At 62.6% G+C, this 13,808-nt stretch carries 17 protein-coding genes; 4 read left to right on the top strand and 13 right to left on the bottom strand.

What is annotated here, in order from left to right; genetic code table 11:
- Nucleotides 1-287: 287 nt before the first annotated feature.
- The 8 genes from QZ326_RS06980 to QZ326_RS06945 all read right to left on the bottom strand — a co-directional run bounded on the left by QZ326_RS06980 (nucleotide 288) and on the right by QZ326_RS06945 (nucleotide 5,742).
- Nucleotides 288-902 carry a chromate transporter gene (locus QZ326_RS06980; RefSeq protein WP_295743097.1) on the bottom strand — a complete coding sequence of 205 codons (615 nt, stop codon included), beginning with the start codon at nucleotides 900-902 and terminating at the stop codon, nucleotides 288-290.
- The gene (locus tag QZ326_RS06975) at nucleotides 899-1,441 is read right to left on the bottom strand and encodes a chromate transporter (RefSeq protein WP_295743094.1); all 543 of its coding nucleotides are present in this window, start codon (nucleotides 1,439-1,441) and stop codon (nucleotides 899-901) included. The genes QZ326_RS06980 and QZ326_RS06975 overlap by 4 nt, the downstream gene beginning before the upstream one ends.
- A 19-nt stretch (nucleotides 1,442-1,460) precedes the next feature.
- Nucleotides 1,461-2,465, bottom strand: a complete 1,005-nt coding sequence (locus tag QZ326_RS06970) for a biotin--[acetyl-CoA-carboxylase] ligase (protein WP_295743091.1) — start codon at nucleotides 2,463-2,465, stop codon at nucleotides 1,461-1,463.
- A 119-nt stretch (nucleotides 2,466-2,584) separates the two neighbouring features.
- On the bottom strand, nucleotides 2,585-3,955 hold the full coding sequence (locus tag QZ326_RS06965) for a uracil-xanthine permease family protein (RefSeq protein ID WP_295743088.1): 1,371 nt from the start codon (nucleotides 3,953-3,955) through the stop codon (nucleotides 2,585-2,587).
- Nucleotides 3,956-4,217: 262 nt separating this feature from the next.
- Nucleotides 4,218-4,649 carry a DUF523 domain-containing protein gene (locus QZ326_RS06960; RefSeq protein ID WP_295743085.1) on the bottom strand — a complete coding sequence of 144 codons (432 nt, stop codon included), beginning with the start codon at nucleotides 4,647-4,649 and terminating at the stop codon, nucleotides 4,218-4,220.
- A gap of 8 nt (nucleotides 4,650-4,657) precedes the next feature.
- On the bottom strand, nucleotides 4,658-5,026 hold the full coding sequence (locus QZ326_RS06955) for a DUF3783 domain-containing protein (RefSeq protein ID WP_295743082.1): 369 nt from the start codon (nucleotides 5,024-5,026) through the stop codon (nucleotides 4,658-4,660).
- 13 nt (nucleotides 5,027-5,039) lie between these two features.
- A complete protein-coding gene (locus tag QZ326_RS06950) occupies nucleotides 5,040-5,510 on the bottom strand; it encodes an 8-oxo-dGTP diphosphatase (protein WP_295743078.1) in 471 nt (156 codons plus the stop codon).
- Nucleotides 5,511-5,577: 67 nt separating this feature from the next.
- Complete coding sequence (locus QZ326_RS06945) at nucleotides 5,578-5,742, bottom strand: hypothetical protein (RefSeq protein ID WP_295743074.1); 165 nt, start codon at nucleotides 5,740-5,742, stop codon at nucleotides 5,578-5,580.
- Between the two features lie 273 nt (nucleotides 5,743-6,015).
- Here QZ326_RS06945 and QZ326_RS06940 point away from each other — a divergent pair, with 273 nt between their 5' ends.
- On the top strand, nucleotides 6,016-6,402 hold the full coding sequence (locus QZ326_RS06940; protein WP_295743072.1) for an MmcQ/YjbR family DNA-binding protein: 387 nt from the start codon (nucleotides 6,016-6,018) through the stop codon (nucleotides 6,400-6,402).
- Nucleotides 6,403-6,453: 51 nt separating this feature from the next.
- Nucleotides 6,454-7,218 carry a MerR family transcriptional regulator gene (locus QZ326_RS06935; protein ID WP_295743068.1) on the top strand — a complete coding sequence of 255 codons (765 nt, stop codon included), beginning with the start codon at nucleotides 6,454-6,456 and terminating at the stop codon, nucleotides 7,216-7,218.
- Between the two features lie 34 nt (nucleotides 7,219-7,252).
- Here QZ326_RS06935 and QZ326_RS06930 read toward each other — a convergent pair whose 3' ends face one another.
- On the bottom strand, nucleotides 7,253-7,705 hold the full coding sequence (locus QZ326_RS06930) for a YjbQ family protein (RefSeq protein ID WP_295743065.1): 453 nt from the start codon (nucleotides 7,703-7,705) through the stop codon (nucleotides 7,253-7,255).
- A gap of 88 nt (nucleotides 7,706-7,793) precedes the next feature.
- On the opposite strand from QZ326_RS06930, the gene QZ326_RS06925 reads away from it, so the two are divergent.
- Complete coding sequence (locus tag QZ326_RS06925) at nucleotides 7,794-8,048, top strand: Smr/MutS family protein (protein ID WP_295743063.1); 255 nt, start codon at nucleotides 7,794-7,796, stop codon at nucleotides 8,046-8,048.
- Nucleotides 8,049-8,165: 117 nt separating this feature from the next.
- On the opposite strand, the gene QZ326_RS06920 is transcribed toward QZ326_RS06925, so the two are convergent.
- Entirely contained in the window at nucleotides 8,166-8,390 is a 225-nt protein-coding gene (locus QZ326_RS06920) for a helix-turn-helix transcriptional regulator (protein WP_295743059.1), read from the bottom strand.
- A gap of 114 nt (nucleotides 8,391-8,504) precedes the next feature.
- Between QZ326_RS06920 and QZ326_RS06915 the strand changes: the two genes are divergently transcribed.
- A complete protein-coding gene (locus QZ326_RS06915) occupies nucleotides 8,505-8,804 on the top strand; it encodes a hypothetical protein (protein ID WP_295743057.1) in 300 nt (99 codons plus the stop codon).
- 45 nt (nucleotides 8,805-8,849) lie between these two features.
- On the opposite strand, the gene QZ326_RS06910 is transcribed toward QZ326_RS06915, so the two are convergent.
- From QZ326_RS06910 to QZ326_RS06900, 3 genes are all read right to left on the bottom strand, one after another.
- Nucleotides 8,850-9,950: a hypothetical protein gene (locus QZ326_RS06910; protein ID WP_295743055.1), complete on the bottom strand. Its 1,101-nt coding sequence runs from the start codon at nucleotides 9,948-9,950 to the stop codon at nucleotides 8,850-8,852.
- Between the two features lie 115 nt (nucleotides 9,951-10,065).
- Nucleotides 10,066-11,613: a ribonuclease Y gene (rny, locus tag QZ326_RS06905; protein ID WP_295743053.1), complete on the bottom strand. Its 1,548-nt coding sequence runs from the start codon at nucleotides 11,611-11,613 to the stop codon at nucleotides 10,066-10,068.
- Between the two features lie 275 nt (nucleotides 11,614-11,888).
- Nucleotides 11,889-13,808, bottom strand: a 1,920-nt coding sequence (locus QZ326_RS06900; RefSeq protein ID WP_295743050.1) for a leucine--tRNA ligase, incomplete at its 5' end; no start/stop codon positions are given.

Raw genomic sequence — 13,808 nt, 5'->3', positions numbered from 1 at the left:
ATGATAAGCAGCTATACAAACAGCGCAATCAGGTTGAGAGGCTTTTTCGACGGCTGCACGTCTTCATCACCGTAGAAATAATCTGATAAAATGACTTCCGGCATGGTCAGGGCCTCCTTTTGGGCAAAAGAGAAAGCACGATCTTTCAATCGTGCCTTCTCTCGGGTGTTAATTTATGTCACATTGGCTTCATTTTGCGGTGACTGCCTGATATTTTTGGGTTCTGTGTGTCATTCTTTACCAGGCTCACCCAAAAGGCGGTCCTTCTGTTGAAATATAAGCGGCTCTTATGCCCCCGCGAAGCCGAACACCACGCCCACCACGGCGGACAGGGCGATGAACACGATGGGGTGCAGTTTTTTCGTGGGCTTGACCCAGTTGGTCAGCGCCAGCAGCAGCGCCGCCAGGAGCAGGCCGTGCCAGCGGAAGAGGTCATCTCCCTCCAGGATGAAGCGGTTCCAGATGCCTGTGCCCTGGGAGACCTTCTCCACACTGGTCAGCACCTCCAGCACAACGGAGGCGCAGGCGGCGCCGATGAGGCCCGTGGAGGCGGGCCTCAGGCCGTAGAAGGCCCAGTCCACATATACGTTGTCCCGGAAGCTGCGGAGGATGGCCGCTACAATCAGGATCACGACGATGGAGGGCGTCACCTCTCCCAGCGTGGCGATGATTGCCCCGGGGACGCCCCCCACGGTGAATCCCACGTAGGTGGCCATGTTGATGCCGATAGGACCGGGGGTGGACTCCGACACCGCCAGCATGTTCATCAGATCGCCGTAGGTGTACCAGCCGGTGGTCTCGCCGATGTTCTGGAGGAAGGGCAGGGTGGCCATGCCTCCGCCTACAGCGAAGAGGCCGGTCTTGAAAAACTCCCAGTACAGCCGCAGGTAGACGCCTATCATGACCTTCTCACCTCCAGGTTTTTCAGCAGGATGCCCGCAAGGGCCGCGGCGATGACGAACCACACCGGGGACAGGTCCAGAAACAGTCCCCCCGCCAGCACCAGCAGAAAGATCACGGCGGTGCGCTTATCCACCACGGACTTCTTCAGCAGCTTTATCACTGCGTTGAAGATCAGCACGCACACGCACACCTGGATACCCGCAAAGGCGTTCTTCACCCACGCAAGGTGGGCGAAGTTGGTGATCAGCCCCGCCAGGACGGAGATGATCACAAGCGACGGAAACACCACGCCCAGCGTTGCCAGAATGCCGCCGGCAGCGCCGCCGCACTTCTGGCCGATAAATGTGGCGGTGTTCACTGCGATGATTCCGGGGGTACACTGTCCAATGGCATAGTAGTCTGTCAGTTCCTCCTCAGTGGCCCAGCGCTTATTCTCCACCACCTCCCGCTGGAGGATGGGCAGCATGGCCATGCCGCCGCCAAAGGTGATGGCCCCCATTTTGGCGAAAGTCCAAAAGAGTTCCCAAAGCAGTTTCAAAATATTGCCTCCCCTGTTCTCATTCCGTATATCCGTACATGCCCCGGACGGACACTTCGCCGGAGCGGACGGTCTTCACCGCTCCCGACGCCGTCCGCACCACCAGACTGAAATCTTCGTCGACGTCCAGGGCCTGGGCGGTCTCCCGGCTGCCGTCCGGCGAGATCAGCTGGACAGTCCTGCCCAGGTTGACGCAACTCCGCCGGTAGGCCGCAAGATACGGCGTCAAATCCCCCGCCAGCAGGCTGGCGTACAGCCGGTCCAGCGCCCGGATCTCCGCCGCCGCCAGGGCCGGACGGGACACCGGATGCCCCAGGGCCAGGGACAGTGATGTGGCCATCTCCGCCACCTCCGGAGAGAAGTCCTCCGCCACGTGCAGCACATTGACGCCTATGCCCAGCACAAGATACTGCACACGACCCGTTTCTCCCTCCAGGGAGAGCTCTGTTAAAATCCCGCAGAGCTTTTTACCCCCCAGCACCGGGTCGTTGGGCCACTTTAGCCCCGGGCGGACGCCGCAGAGCTCCTCCACTGCATCGCACACTGCCACGCCTGCCATGGCCGTCACCGGCAACAGCCGTTCCGGCGGGAGATGGGGCCGCAGCAGCACCGTCAGATACACGCCCTTGCCCTTTGGAGACTGGAAAGAGCGGTCCATCCGCCCCCGCCCGGCACTCTGGCAATCTGCCGTTACCACCGTGCCGTCCGGTGCGCCCTCCAGGGCCAGCTGTTTGGCCCGGATATTGGTGGAATCCAGCTCATTAAAGCATTTGAGGGTCCGGCCCACCACTGCCGTCTTCCCCAGAAAATTCCGGATCTCCGCCTCAGTCATGGCATCCGGCGCCGTGACCAGGCGGTAGCCCAGTCCCGTGCGGGCCTCCACCACGTAGCCCTCCCGCCGGAGGGCGTCCACCGCCTTCCAGACGGCGGCGCGGCTAAGGCCCAGCTGACGGCTCAGCTCCTCGCCGGACAGGTATGTCTCCCCACCGGCCCGCAGCAGGGCCAGCACCGCCTCACGGCTCATGGACATCTCCTCCTCTCGTCAGTCAAAAAATATACCACATTTTCCAGGCGGTGTAAACAGCCCCGGAGAGAATTTCTCTCCGGGGCTGTCTCCCCTGTATCAATGACCCGCGCAGGAGATCAATACCGCCCCAGGGAGGCGGCGGTGTCCGCGCCCTCGGACTGTCCGAACTGGAAGTCGTTTCCAGGAAGGATGGCGTTGAGCACGATGCCGGCGATGGCGGCGATGGCAAGGCTGGTGAGGGTGATGGACACGCCCCCCACGGTGAAGGTCAAACCGCCGGTGAAGCCCAGACCGCACACCAGAATCACGGCGGCGATAATGAGGTTCCGGGAGTTGGTGAAGTCCACCCGGTTCTCCACCACGTTCCGCACGCCGATGGCGGAGATCATGCCGTAGAGGATGAAGCTGACGCCGCCCACGATGGCTGCGGGCATGGTGTTCACCAGCACCGCGAAGGCGGGGGAGAAGGACAGCACCAAGGCGTAGACGGCCGCCAGCCGGATCACATTGGGATCGTACACCCGGGAGAGGACCAGCACGCCGGTGTTTTCGCCGTAGGTGGTGTTGGCAGGGCCGCCGAAGAGGGCGGAGAGGGAGGTGGCGACGCCGTCGCCAATCAGAGTGCGGTGGAGACCCGGGTCTTCGATGAAGTTCTCTCCCACGGTGGCGGAGATGGCGGACATATCGCCGATGTGCTCCATCATGGAGGCCAGGGCGATGGGAGCCATCACCAGAATGGCGGAGATGTCAAACCTGGCGATGGAGCCGCCGAAGTCGGTGAAAAAGGGCTGGAGGCCCAGAATAGGGGTCAGACCGCCGGTGAGGCCGTTGATGTCCAGGGCGGAAAAATCCACCTTCCCCGCCGCTAGGGCCACCACGTAGGACCCCACCACGCCCAGCAGGATGGGGATGATCTTGATCATGCCCTTTCCCCAGATGTTGGCCGCCACTATGATGACCATGGCCACCAGGGCCAGCCACCAGCAGGTGGAGGCGTTGTTGACGGCGGAGGGGGCCAGATTCAGTCCAATAAGGATGATAATGGGCCCTGTGACTACCGGGGGCAGGTAGTGCATCACCTTGTGGACGCCCACGGCGTTGATGATCAGGGCCAGCACCACGTACAGAAGGCCCGCCACCACGATGCCGCCGCAGGCGTACTGGAGCTTCCCGGCGGGGTCCATCCCCGCGTAGATGCCGCTGTCCAGCCCCGCCACGGCGGCAAAGCCGCCCAGGAAGGCGAAGGAGGATCCCAGGAAGGCGGGGACCTTCATCCGGGTGCAGACGTGGAAGAACAGCGTGCCGATACCGGCGAAAAACAGGGTGGTCTGGATGGACAGGGGCAGGCCGTAGGAGTTCACCAGAATAGGCACCAGAACCGTGGCGCCGAACATGGCGAACATGTGCTGGAGGCCCAGGATCAGCATCCTGGGCACACCCAGGGTCCGGGCGTCCCGGATGGGGGCCGTGCTGTTGGTCTCTTTCATAGATTCTCTCCTCTCATTTGTTCCGCTGATTTTGGTGCAAAAAAATACCGGCTCCAAAGCCGGTCAGAAAAGGGAAACGCCAAAAATGGAAAAGAGAGAAACCACCGCCGCGTCTTTCACCGATTTCAGCATGGTATCCCCTCCTCTTCATTATTTTTATCAATTATACAGAAAACCATTCCCCGGTACAAGCCCGTTTTCCAACGAAGCGGACAGAAAATATCCCCTGAAAATTGTAAAAAATGACAGAGGCTGCCCTCTGTCATTTCAACAGCTCCTCAATTCGGGATTCTCCGTACACCGGAACGCCGTGGGACGCCAGCAGCGCCGCCGTCACGCCGTCCCCGGCGGCGAGGCGGCCGGAAAAGGTCCCGTCATAGATCTCCCCGCGGCCGCAGGAGGGGCTGCGCTCTTTCAGCACGGCGGCCCCGCACCCCAGCTGGCGGCACAGGCGGAGGGCCTCCTCCGCGCCCCGGCGGTACTGCTCCGTCACGTCGGACCCATCTCCGGTCACCACCCGGTCCCCCCTCCGCTCCGCCGGGGGACGGGGCGTGGGCAGTCCCCCCAGCTGCTCCGGACAGACGGGCACCAGCGTATGCCGCTCCAACAGCTGCTCCGACAGGGGATGCGCCTTGGACGCGCCGTCGTACCGGCAGCAGGTCCCCAGAAGACAAGCGGATACCAGCAGCTTCATGGCCCGCCTCACTTTCCCGAGAGGGCCCGCCGCTCCCGGCGGAGCTCCTCGAACAGGCGCAGGGCGTTCCAGCCCCGGTTGTGGTCCGTCAGCACCGCTTTGAGGCAGTCGGGCCCCGCCCCGGCCTGAGCCAAAACCGGCAGCAGCGCCGGCACCCGGTCCTCCAGGCCGCAGAGCACCATCATCCGTCCCCCCAGGGGCCCGCCGGCATAGGGGACCCCAATGCCGCCCTCCAGCCCTGCCAGGGCGGCGATGGGCCGGCCGTAGTCCCCCCGGGCCACGGGCACCACCTCCGCCCCGAAGGGCTCTGCCGCGGCGCTCACCGCCAGGATGGCGGGCAGGTCCTCAAATCCGAACAGCAGTATCTTTCCGTCCATTCCAAAGGCCTCCTCAAACCGTCAGGGGCCGTCCGTCCAGCCATGCTCCGGCCAGCTTCTCCCCCTGGTATTGCAGTTTCAGCGAGAAAAAGGGCCCGCCCGCCTCCAGCAGGTCCAGAAAAATCCTGTCCCCCGCCCACATGGGCAGGGACCGGAGCGCCGCCTTTTTGATCCAGGCCAGCTCCCCCTCACCGCAGGGAATGGGCGTGCCTGTCCACGCGGAGGCGGTGAAGAGGTGCATATACTCCGTGGGGGCCTGGTCGGAGACGAAGGTCACAAGGCCCCGGTAGCGAAAGTCCGTCAGCGTCAGGCCCGTCTCCTCCCGGGTCTCCCGGAGGACGCAGTCCTCGGGGCTCTCTCCCTCCTCGCACTTGCCGCCCACGCCGATCCACTTGTCGCGGTTCAGGTCGTTCTTCTTTTTTACCCGGTGAAGCATCAGGTACTCGTCCCCCCGCTCCAGGTAGCACAGCGTCGAGTTCAGCACGGGGCATCCCCTCCTTTGGTGTTTCATTATACCCCTTTTCGCAGAAAAAGAAAAGGGATTTCCATTCTCAGAAATAGCGCGCCATCTCCGGAAACCAGGTCCCCAGGTTGTCGTCCAGACAGAGGCAATAGGCCGGAGCGGCGTTCTCTCCCTCGTAGATGTAATAATAGTCCAGACTGCCGTGGGTGATATAGGCCCTCTCATAGCACACACAGCCGGCCCGCCCCGTCATACGTCCGCTCCTCCTCCACGTCCTCCACTCCCTGGGGGGCCGCCTCCGGCGGCGCGGTGAGGTCCTCTTCCCATGATAGCAAAAAATCCGCCCCGGCGCAAATGTTTCCCTCAGCTCCCCCTGTGTCTCCGCGGCCAGAGAGCGGAGAGGAATTGGGAAGCGTCCAACCGCGATTTTGCTCTTGCGGCTCACAGGGCCCGGCCCCTGCTCCCGGCAATTGAACCTCCCCCGAAATTATGATATAATCGGAGAAAACAGCGGAGGCGGCGCGGCATGAACAGAGCGGAACTGACACAATACATCCTGGAGGCCTACGGCGCGGAGCCGGACCGCCCCTGGGCCCGGTATCCCAACTACGAGGTGTTCCGCCACAGCGGCAGCCGCAAGTGGTTTGCTGTCATCCTGGACATTCCCCGGGCGAAGCTGGGTGTGGCGGGCGAGGACGCCGTGGACATCGTAAACCTCAAGTGCGACCCCCGGATGACCGGCTCCCTGCGGGCCGAGCCCGGTTTTTATCCCGCCTACCACATGAACAAGGAGAGCTGGATCACCGCCGCCCTGGACGGCGCCGTCCCGGCGGAGAAGCTGAAAGCGCTGCTGGATATGAGCTGGGAGCTGACCCGGCCGAAGCCCCGAAAAAAATCCTTAAAAACCCCTTGACCTTGCCGCTGCGTCATGGTCTATACTCTCTTTTGTCAGGAGGGATCGAACATGGAATACACTGTGAAAGCCCTGGCGGAGCTGGCGGGCGTCACGCCCCGGACCCTGCGCTGGTATGACAGTGAGGGCCTGCTGAAGCCCCTGCGGACCACGGAGGCGGGCTACCGCCTCTACGGCCCCGGAGAGGTGGACCGGCTCCAGGACATTCTCTTTTACCGGGAGCTTGGGCTGGAGCTGGCCGCCATCCGCCGGATTCTGGACGACCCGGCCTTTGACCGGCAGGCGGCGCTGCAGAGCCACCTGAAGGAGCTGGAGGCCCGGCGGGTCCGGCTGGACGGTCTCATCCTGACGGTGCGGAAGACCATTGACGAGACACAGGGAGGAGTAAAAATGTCCGACAAGGAAAAATTCGAGGCGTTCAAGCGCCGTGCCGTGGAGGCCAACGAGCAGCAGTACGGCAGGGAGATCCGGGAGAAGTACGGAGATGAGACCGTGGACCGGGCCAACGCCAGTATTCTGGCCCTGACGGAGGAGGAGTACCGCCAGTGGAAGGCCCTGGAGGAGGAGATCAGAGCCGCCCTGACCCGGGCCGTCCGGGCGGGAGAGGCCCCGGCAGGGGCCGAGGGGCAGCGCATCGCCGCCCTCCACCGCAGGTGGCTTTCCTACTCCTGGGAGGCCTACACCCCCCAGGCCCACGCGGGGCTGGGGCAGCTGTACACCGCCGACGGGCGGTTTACGGCCTACTACGACCGGGAGGTCCCCGGCTGCGCCGCCTTTCTGCGGGCCGCCATCGCCGTGTACACCGGCGGAAAGTAACCGAAAGCCGGAGGCTGACGCCTCCGGCTCTTCTCTATTCGCCCATGACCTGGAACACGATATCCCGCACCCGGTCCCGGGTGTCGCACTCCACCAGGGTCAGGTTCTGCCAGGGGCCCACGGTGATCTTTCCCCCCACAAAGGGGACGGTGATGAAGGGGGACAGCAGCGCCGCCTTGATGTGGGAGGAGCCGTTGTCGTCGTGCCACGTCTCATGGTGCCAGTAGGGCACCACCCGGCCCTGCTGGTCCAGGTAGGGGGAGAACACGTCCAGGGCGGCTTTCAGGTCGTGGTTCACCATGCCCGGCTCGAACTCCAGGGTGGTGAGGCCCGCCACGCCGCCGGTGGTGAAGCCGGTGACGGTTCCGGCGGAGATACCGTGCTTCCGGCACGCCGCCTCCACCGCCCGCTGGAAGTCCTCCGTCACGTCGATCATGCCCATGTGGGCCCTGGTATGGTAGGTCTTTGTCTCGGTGTAAACTGCCATGGTTTTTCCTCCCTGTGTTTTTCCGCATTGTAACACAGCCCGTCCTGTGTTACAATCGTTTTGAAAATATTTTGCGGGAGGCGGCGCCATGAGAGAAGAGGCCGGAATCCTCACCGTGGACCTCCACGGCAAAAACGTCTATCAGGCCAGGGTCACGGTGGATGCCCTGCTCCGCCGGGCCGGAGGCGGCGTGTACCGCGTCCGCCTGATCCACGGCCGCCACGGCGGCACGGCTCTGCGGGACTTCCTGCGGGAGGAGTACGCCGGGCACCCCAGGGTGCGCCGGCTGGTCCTCTCGCCGGACGGCGGAACCACCGACCTGGTGCTCCGCGCCTTTACCTGAGCGGCCGGGCGCGAAGCGGGCAGACGCCGGAATGGCCGGGCGGGCCGCCGCGGCGCCTGCGGTCTGAGAAACGGCCAGTATCTGCTGAAAACTCCGGGAGCGCTGCTCCCGGAGTTTTCACGTCTTCTTATCTTCCGGCTCGTCAAAATTGATCTCGAAGAGGTCGTTGGGCGTACATTCCAGCACCTGGCAAAGCGTCTCTACCATCTCATAACGAATGGATTTCGTTTCATTGTTCACCATTCGATTGAAATTCTGATAACTCATTCCCAACTGCTTGTACAGCCAATATTTTGTTTTCTCCCGTTGCTTCAACAGCTCCAAAACATCCAATCTAATCATATAGCATCTCTCCAATATACAATGTATACATGATATATTAGTGAGTTTGCCCTCTTGCCAAATAGACTATTGCATTATATAATGAAAACATTAGATATAAGGGGGCTGAATTATATGACAGAAAGAGAAGAGCTGGAGATGTGGAAAGAGATGTACCTGCATCTGCTTCGGAAGACTGAGCGGGCGATCAACCTCCTGGTCAGAGCCGAGCAGGACACGGAAGACAAGTACATTGAAGCAGGTCACTCCCGCGAGGAATACTCCACCGACACCGTGTGCGCAAAGCAGTGGGTTCCCATTCTTACCACAGGCGATCCCGAACAGACCGGTCTTGCCAGGGTCTTCCGCTTCTCCAGGGACGATATCGCGGAGACAGCGCGCCGGGCTGCGGAACAGGAGGACAACGACGTGTAAAAACACCTCCGGGGCATATCCCCGGAGGTGTTTTTATGTAAAATATCACATTTTGTATTCGTCCGTCCGGTCTCCGGCGGCCTCCGTCCGGGGAACACGCTCCGATTCCGGGAGCTCCCCCCGCAGGGCCTCAATCCAGCGGTCCAGCCGTTTCAGCAGGTCCGCCCAGTCCTCCCGCTCCTCCGCCATGGCTTTCTCCTCTTTCAGCCGCTCCAGCAACTCGCTCTGGGCCGCGGTCAGGGCGGAGAGAAGGTCCTCCCTGCTCTGGGCCGGGTCCGCGCCCGCCGCCTCTGCCCAGGCCGCCCCGGCGATCAGGTTCCGGTACATGGACAGCATCGCCTCGCCGCCCTCCGCCGTGACGCCCCGGTCCTCCCGCTCCCGGTCCGCCGCGTCCCGCAGGGCGTCGATCCAGTTGTCCAGGCACTTCATCAGCCGTTCCCACTCCTCCTGCTCCTTCTTCCACTCCCGGCCCTCCTTCGTCCGCCGGAGAAGCAGGAGCCGGGCCTCGTTCAGGGTGTCCGTCAGGCTGCCGCGCGTGAGGCTGGCGCCGTCAGCTTCCGGCCAGCAGGGGGCCGCCCCGGCGGCGCCGGAGGCGCAGCTCTGATACAGCGCCAGCAGCTCCGAAGCCTGGGCACTGCATACGCCGCCGAAACGGCGGTCGTATTGGTGGCTGTCAATGGCGCTGAGGTAGTCCCGCTTCGCGGTGATATCGCCGGCCTCCAGCCCGGTGGGAAGCACGCCGCCGCCCAGAGCGCTTTGGTACGCGCCGGTCTTCACCAGGTGGCCGTACAGCGCCGCCATCTCGGCATAGGAGGCGTTAGATGGGTCAATATCGTTGATATGACAGGTGAAGTCGTAGGGCCCGCTGTCCGACGTGCCGGTGACGCGGACGATGGGGTCGCCGGGGGTGGAGTCCGCCGTGTACTCGGCGTAGATCTCCTGGGCGGTGTTGTTCCTGCCGGTGCGGTTCCCGGAGAAGACGGTGTTCCCGCCGGGCATACGGAGGTGGAACGCGGGACCTGTGACGGAGGCAGAGGTCCGGGTCAGCTGGTCTTGGAAGGACGCACCCGCCGTCCGGGCCGATCCGGCGGAGGAGGGGCGGCGCTCCGCCGCGCCCCGGGTGCCGCAAAGGCCTTGAATACTCATGGAAACATCAACCTTTCTTTGATGAAATGTAAAAAGACAGAAAGCGGCTGTGAGGGGTTCACTGCCGCTTTCTGTTCCGTGCGTTTTGTGCCTTTGCAGTCCTTTGCAAAGGGGGTTATTTCGCGTACTCCACGACCTTGGTCTCCCGCAGGACGTGGACCTTGATCTGACCGGGGTACTCCATCTCCTCCTCGATCTTCTTGGCCAGATCCCGGGCCAGAATGACCATCTGGTCCTCGCTGACCTGCTCGGGCTTCACCATGACCCGGACCTCCCGGCCCGCCTGGATGGCAAACGCCTTGTCCACGCCGGGATAGGAGCCGGTGATGGTCTCCAGCTGTTCCAGGCGCTTGATGTAGTTCTCCAGGTTCTCGCGGCGGGCGCCGGGCCGGGCGGCGGAAATGGCGTCCGCGGCCTGAACCAGGCAGGCAACGATGGTCCTGGGCTCCACATCGTTGTGGTGGGCCTCGATGGCGTGGATGATGTCCTCTTTTTCCTTGTACTTCCGGGCGAATTCCACGCCCAGGGCCACATGGGTGCCCTCCATCTCATGGTCCACGGACTTGCCCAGGTCGTGGAGCAGTCCCGCCCGCTTGGCGGCCTGGACGTCGGCCCCCACATCGGCGGCCATCATGCCCGCAATGTGAGAGACCTCGATGGAGTGGCGCAGGACGTTTTGTCCGTAGCTGGTGCGGTAGTGGAGGCGGCCCAGCATCTTCACCAGCTCCGGGTGGAGATTGCGGATGCCGCACTCGAACACGGCCCGCTCGCCCTCGCTCTTGATGACGGCGTCCACCTCCCGCCGGGCCTTCTCCACCATCTCCTCAATGTGGGTGGGGTGGATGCGGCCGTCGGCGATCAGCTTCTCCAGGGCCAGGCGGGCGATCTCCCGCCGCACCGGCTCAAAGCAGCTGACGGTAATGGCCTCTGGCGTATCGTCGATAATCAGATCCACGCCGGTCAGCGTCTCAATGGTGCGGATGTTGCGGCCCTCGCGGCCGATAATGCGGCCCTTCATCTCGTCATTGGGCAGGGGAACCACACTGACGGTCATTTCGGACACCTGGTCTGCGGCGCAGCGCTGAATGGCCTGGGCCACCACCTCGCGGGCCCGGGCCTCGCACTCCTCCTTCATCCGGGACTCCACCTCTTTGATCTTGACGGCGGTCTCATGGATGACCTCGGACTCCACCTGGTCGATGAGGTACTGCTTGGCCTCGTCGGCGGTGAAGCCGGAGATGCGCTCCAGCATCTCGGTCTGGCTGCGCTTGATGGTCTTGATCTCCTCGTTCTCCCGGTCGGCGGCCGCGTGCTTCTGGGCCAGAGATTCCTCTTTCCTCTCAATGGCCTCTGTCTTGCGGTCCAGGTTCTCTTCCTTTTGCTGCAGGCGGTTTTCCTGCCGCTGCAGATCGGCTCTGCGGGCTTTTTCTTCCCTCTCGTACTCGCTGCGGCTCTTTAAGATCTCTTCCTTCGCTTCCACCAGCGCCTCGCGTTTTTTCGCCTCGGCGCTCTTGATGGCCTCGTTGATAATGCGCGTACCTTCTTCTTCCGCGCTTGAGATCTCCTTCTCGGAGACTTGTTTCCGATAGCGAATACCGAGGGGAAACCACACCACGCCGCCGACCACCAGCCCGATCAGGGCTCCGATCACGTATGGTATCATAATTCTCTGCTTCCTCCTAAAAAATCGGTATCGGTTTTCCGTAATCGAATAAACAACCAGAGAGCACCCCTATCGCCCTCCGATAATTATCCGTTATCAGTTTAATCGCTTCTTTGGCAACTGTCAAGGGAAATATACAAATTCTTTAGCATAGAATGGTGCTTTTTCACAAAACAGATAGGAACTTGCAACGCGGCGTCCACTTCCGGAGCACAGGACAGGGCCCCGTCCAGCGGACGGGGCCCCGGTTGGCCGCTCCCTGTAATTTTCACGCCTCACTGAGGCTTGACGATCAGGTTCACAAGGCGGTTCCTGACAAGGATGGTCTTGACGATCTTCATGCCCTCGGTGGCCTTCTGGACCTTCTCCACCTGCATGGCGGCGTCCACCACGGCCTTCTCATCGCTGTCCACCGGCATGGTGATGGAGCCCTTCAGCTTGCCGTTGACCTGCACCGCCATATCCACGGCGGAGGCCACGGTCTTGCTCTCGTCGTACACCGGCCACTCCGCCTGGCAGCACATCTTCCCGGTCTTTGCGGCAAAGCCCAGCGTCTCCCACAGCTCCTCGGTGATATGGGGGGCGAAGGGGTTCAGCAGGAGGAGAAGCGTCTTCATGTCGCCCCTGGTCACGCCGTTGGCCGTCAGCTCGTTGACGGCGGTCATCATGGCGGCGATGGCGGTGTTCATCTTCAGGCTGTCTACATCGTCGGTGACCTTCTTGATGGTCTTGTGGAGGATGGCCTCGTTGGCGGGGGTTACGTCATAGCTGTCGCCGGCAGCTTCCGCCAGGTTCCACACCCGGTCCAAAAACCGCTTGGAGCCCTTCACCGCCTCGGTGGACCAGATGGCCGCCTGCTCAAAATCGCCCACGAACATGATATACAGGCGCATGGTGTCCGCGCCGTACTGGGCCACGATGTCGTTGGGGTTCACCACGTTGCCCCGGGACTTGCTCATCTTCTCGCCGCCCTCGCCCAGAATCATGCCATGGCTGGTGCGCTTGCCGTAGGGCTCCTTGGTGGGCACCACGCCGATGTCATAGAGGAACTTGTGCCAGAAGCGGGAGTACAGCAGGTGAAGCGTGGTGTGCTCCATGCCGCCGTTGTACCAGTCCACGGGAGACCAGTAGTCCAGGGCCTCTTTGGAGGCCAGCGCCTTGTCGTTGTGGGGGTCCATATACCGCAGGAAGTACCAGGAAGAACCCGCCCACTGGGGCATGGTGTCCGTCTCCCGCTGGGCGGGGCCGCCGCACTGGGGGCAGGTGGTGTTCACCCAGCCGGTCATTTTGGCGAGAGGAGACTCGCCGGTGTCGGTGACCTCGTAGCTCTCCACCTCGGGGAGCAGCAGGGGCAGCTGGTCCTCCGGCAGGGGCACCCAGCCGCACTGGGGGCAGTTCACCAGGGGGATGGGCTCGCCCCAGTAGCGCTGGCGGCTGAACACCCAGTCCCGGAGCTTGAAGTTCGTCTTCTTCACACCAAAGCCGTGCTCCACGGCGTAGTCCTTCATGGCGGGGATGGCCTCCTTCACAGTCATGCCGTTGAGGAAGCCGGAGTTGATCATGATCCCGTCGTCCTTGGTGGTGTAGGCGCTCTTGGTAATATCACCGCCCGCCACCACGGGGATGATGGGCAGGCCGAATTTTGTGGCAAAGTCCCAGTCCCGCTGGTCGTGGCCCGGCACGCCCATAACGATACCGGTGCCGTAGCCCATGAGCACATAGTCGGAGACGAACATGGGGACGGTCTCGCCATTGGCGGGATTAGTGACCAGGACGCCCTCCAGCCGGACGCCGGTTTTCTCCTTGTTCAGTTCGCCCCGCTCAAAGTCGGATTTCCGGGCGGCCTCCGCCTGGTAGGCAGACACCTCGTCCCAGTTGGAAATGCGGTTCTTCCATTTTTCCAGCAGGGGGTGCTCCGGGGAGATGACCACGTAGGAAAGGCCGAAGAGCGTATCCGCCCGGGTGGTGTAGACGCTGACGGTGTCCTCCATATTGGTCTCAAAGGTCAGCTCGCAGCCCTCGGACCGGCCGATCCAGTTGCGCTGCTGAATCTTCACGCGGTTGATGAAGTCCACATCGTCCAGGTCGTCGATCAGGCGGTCGGCATACTTGGTGATGGCCAGCATCCACTGGGATTTTTCCTTGCGGATGACCTCGCCGCCGCAGCGCTCGCACACGCCCTCCACCACTTCCTC

Origin of the sequence: uncultured Oscillibacter sp. (assembly GCF_910587525.1) — a bacterium.
Lineage (GTDB): Bacteria > Bacillota > Clostridia > Oscillospirales > Oscillospiraceae > Oscillibacter.
This window is presented reverse-complemented; position numbering and strand designations above follow the sequence as displayed.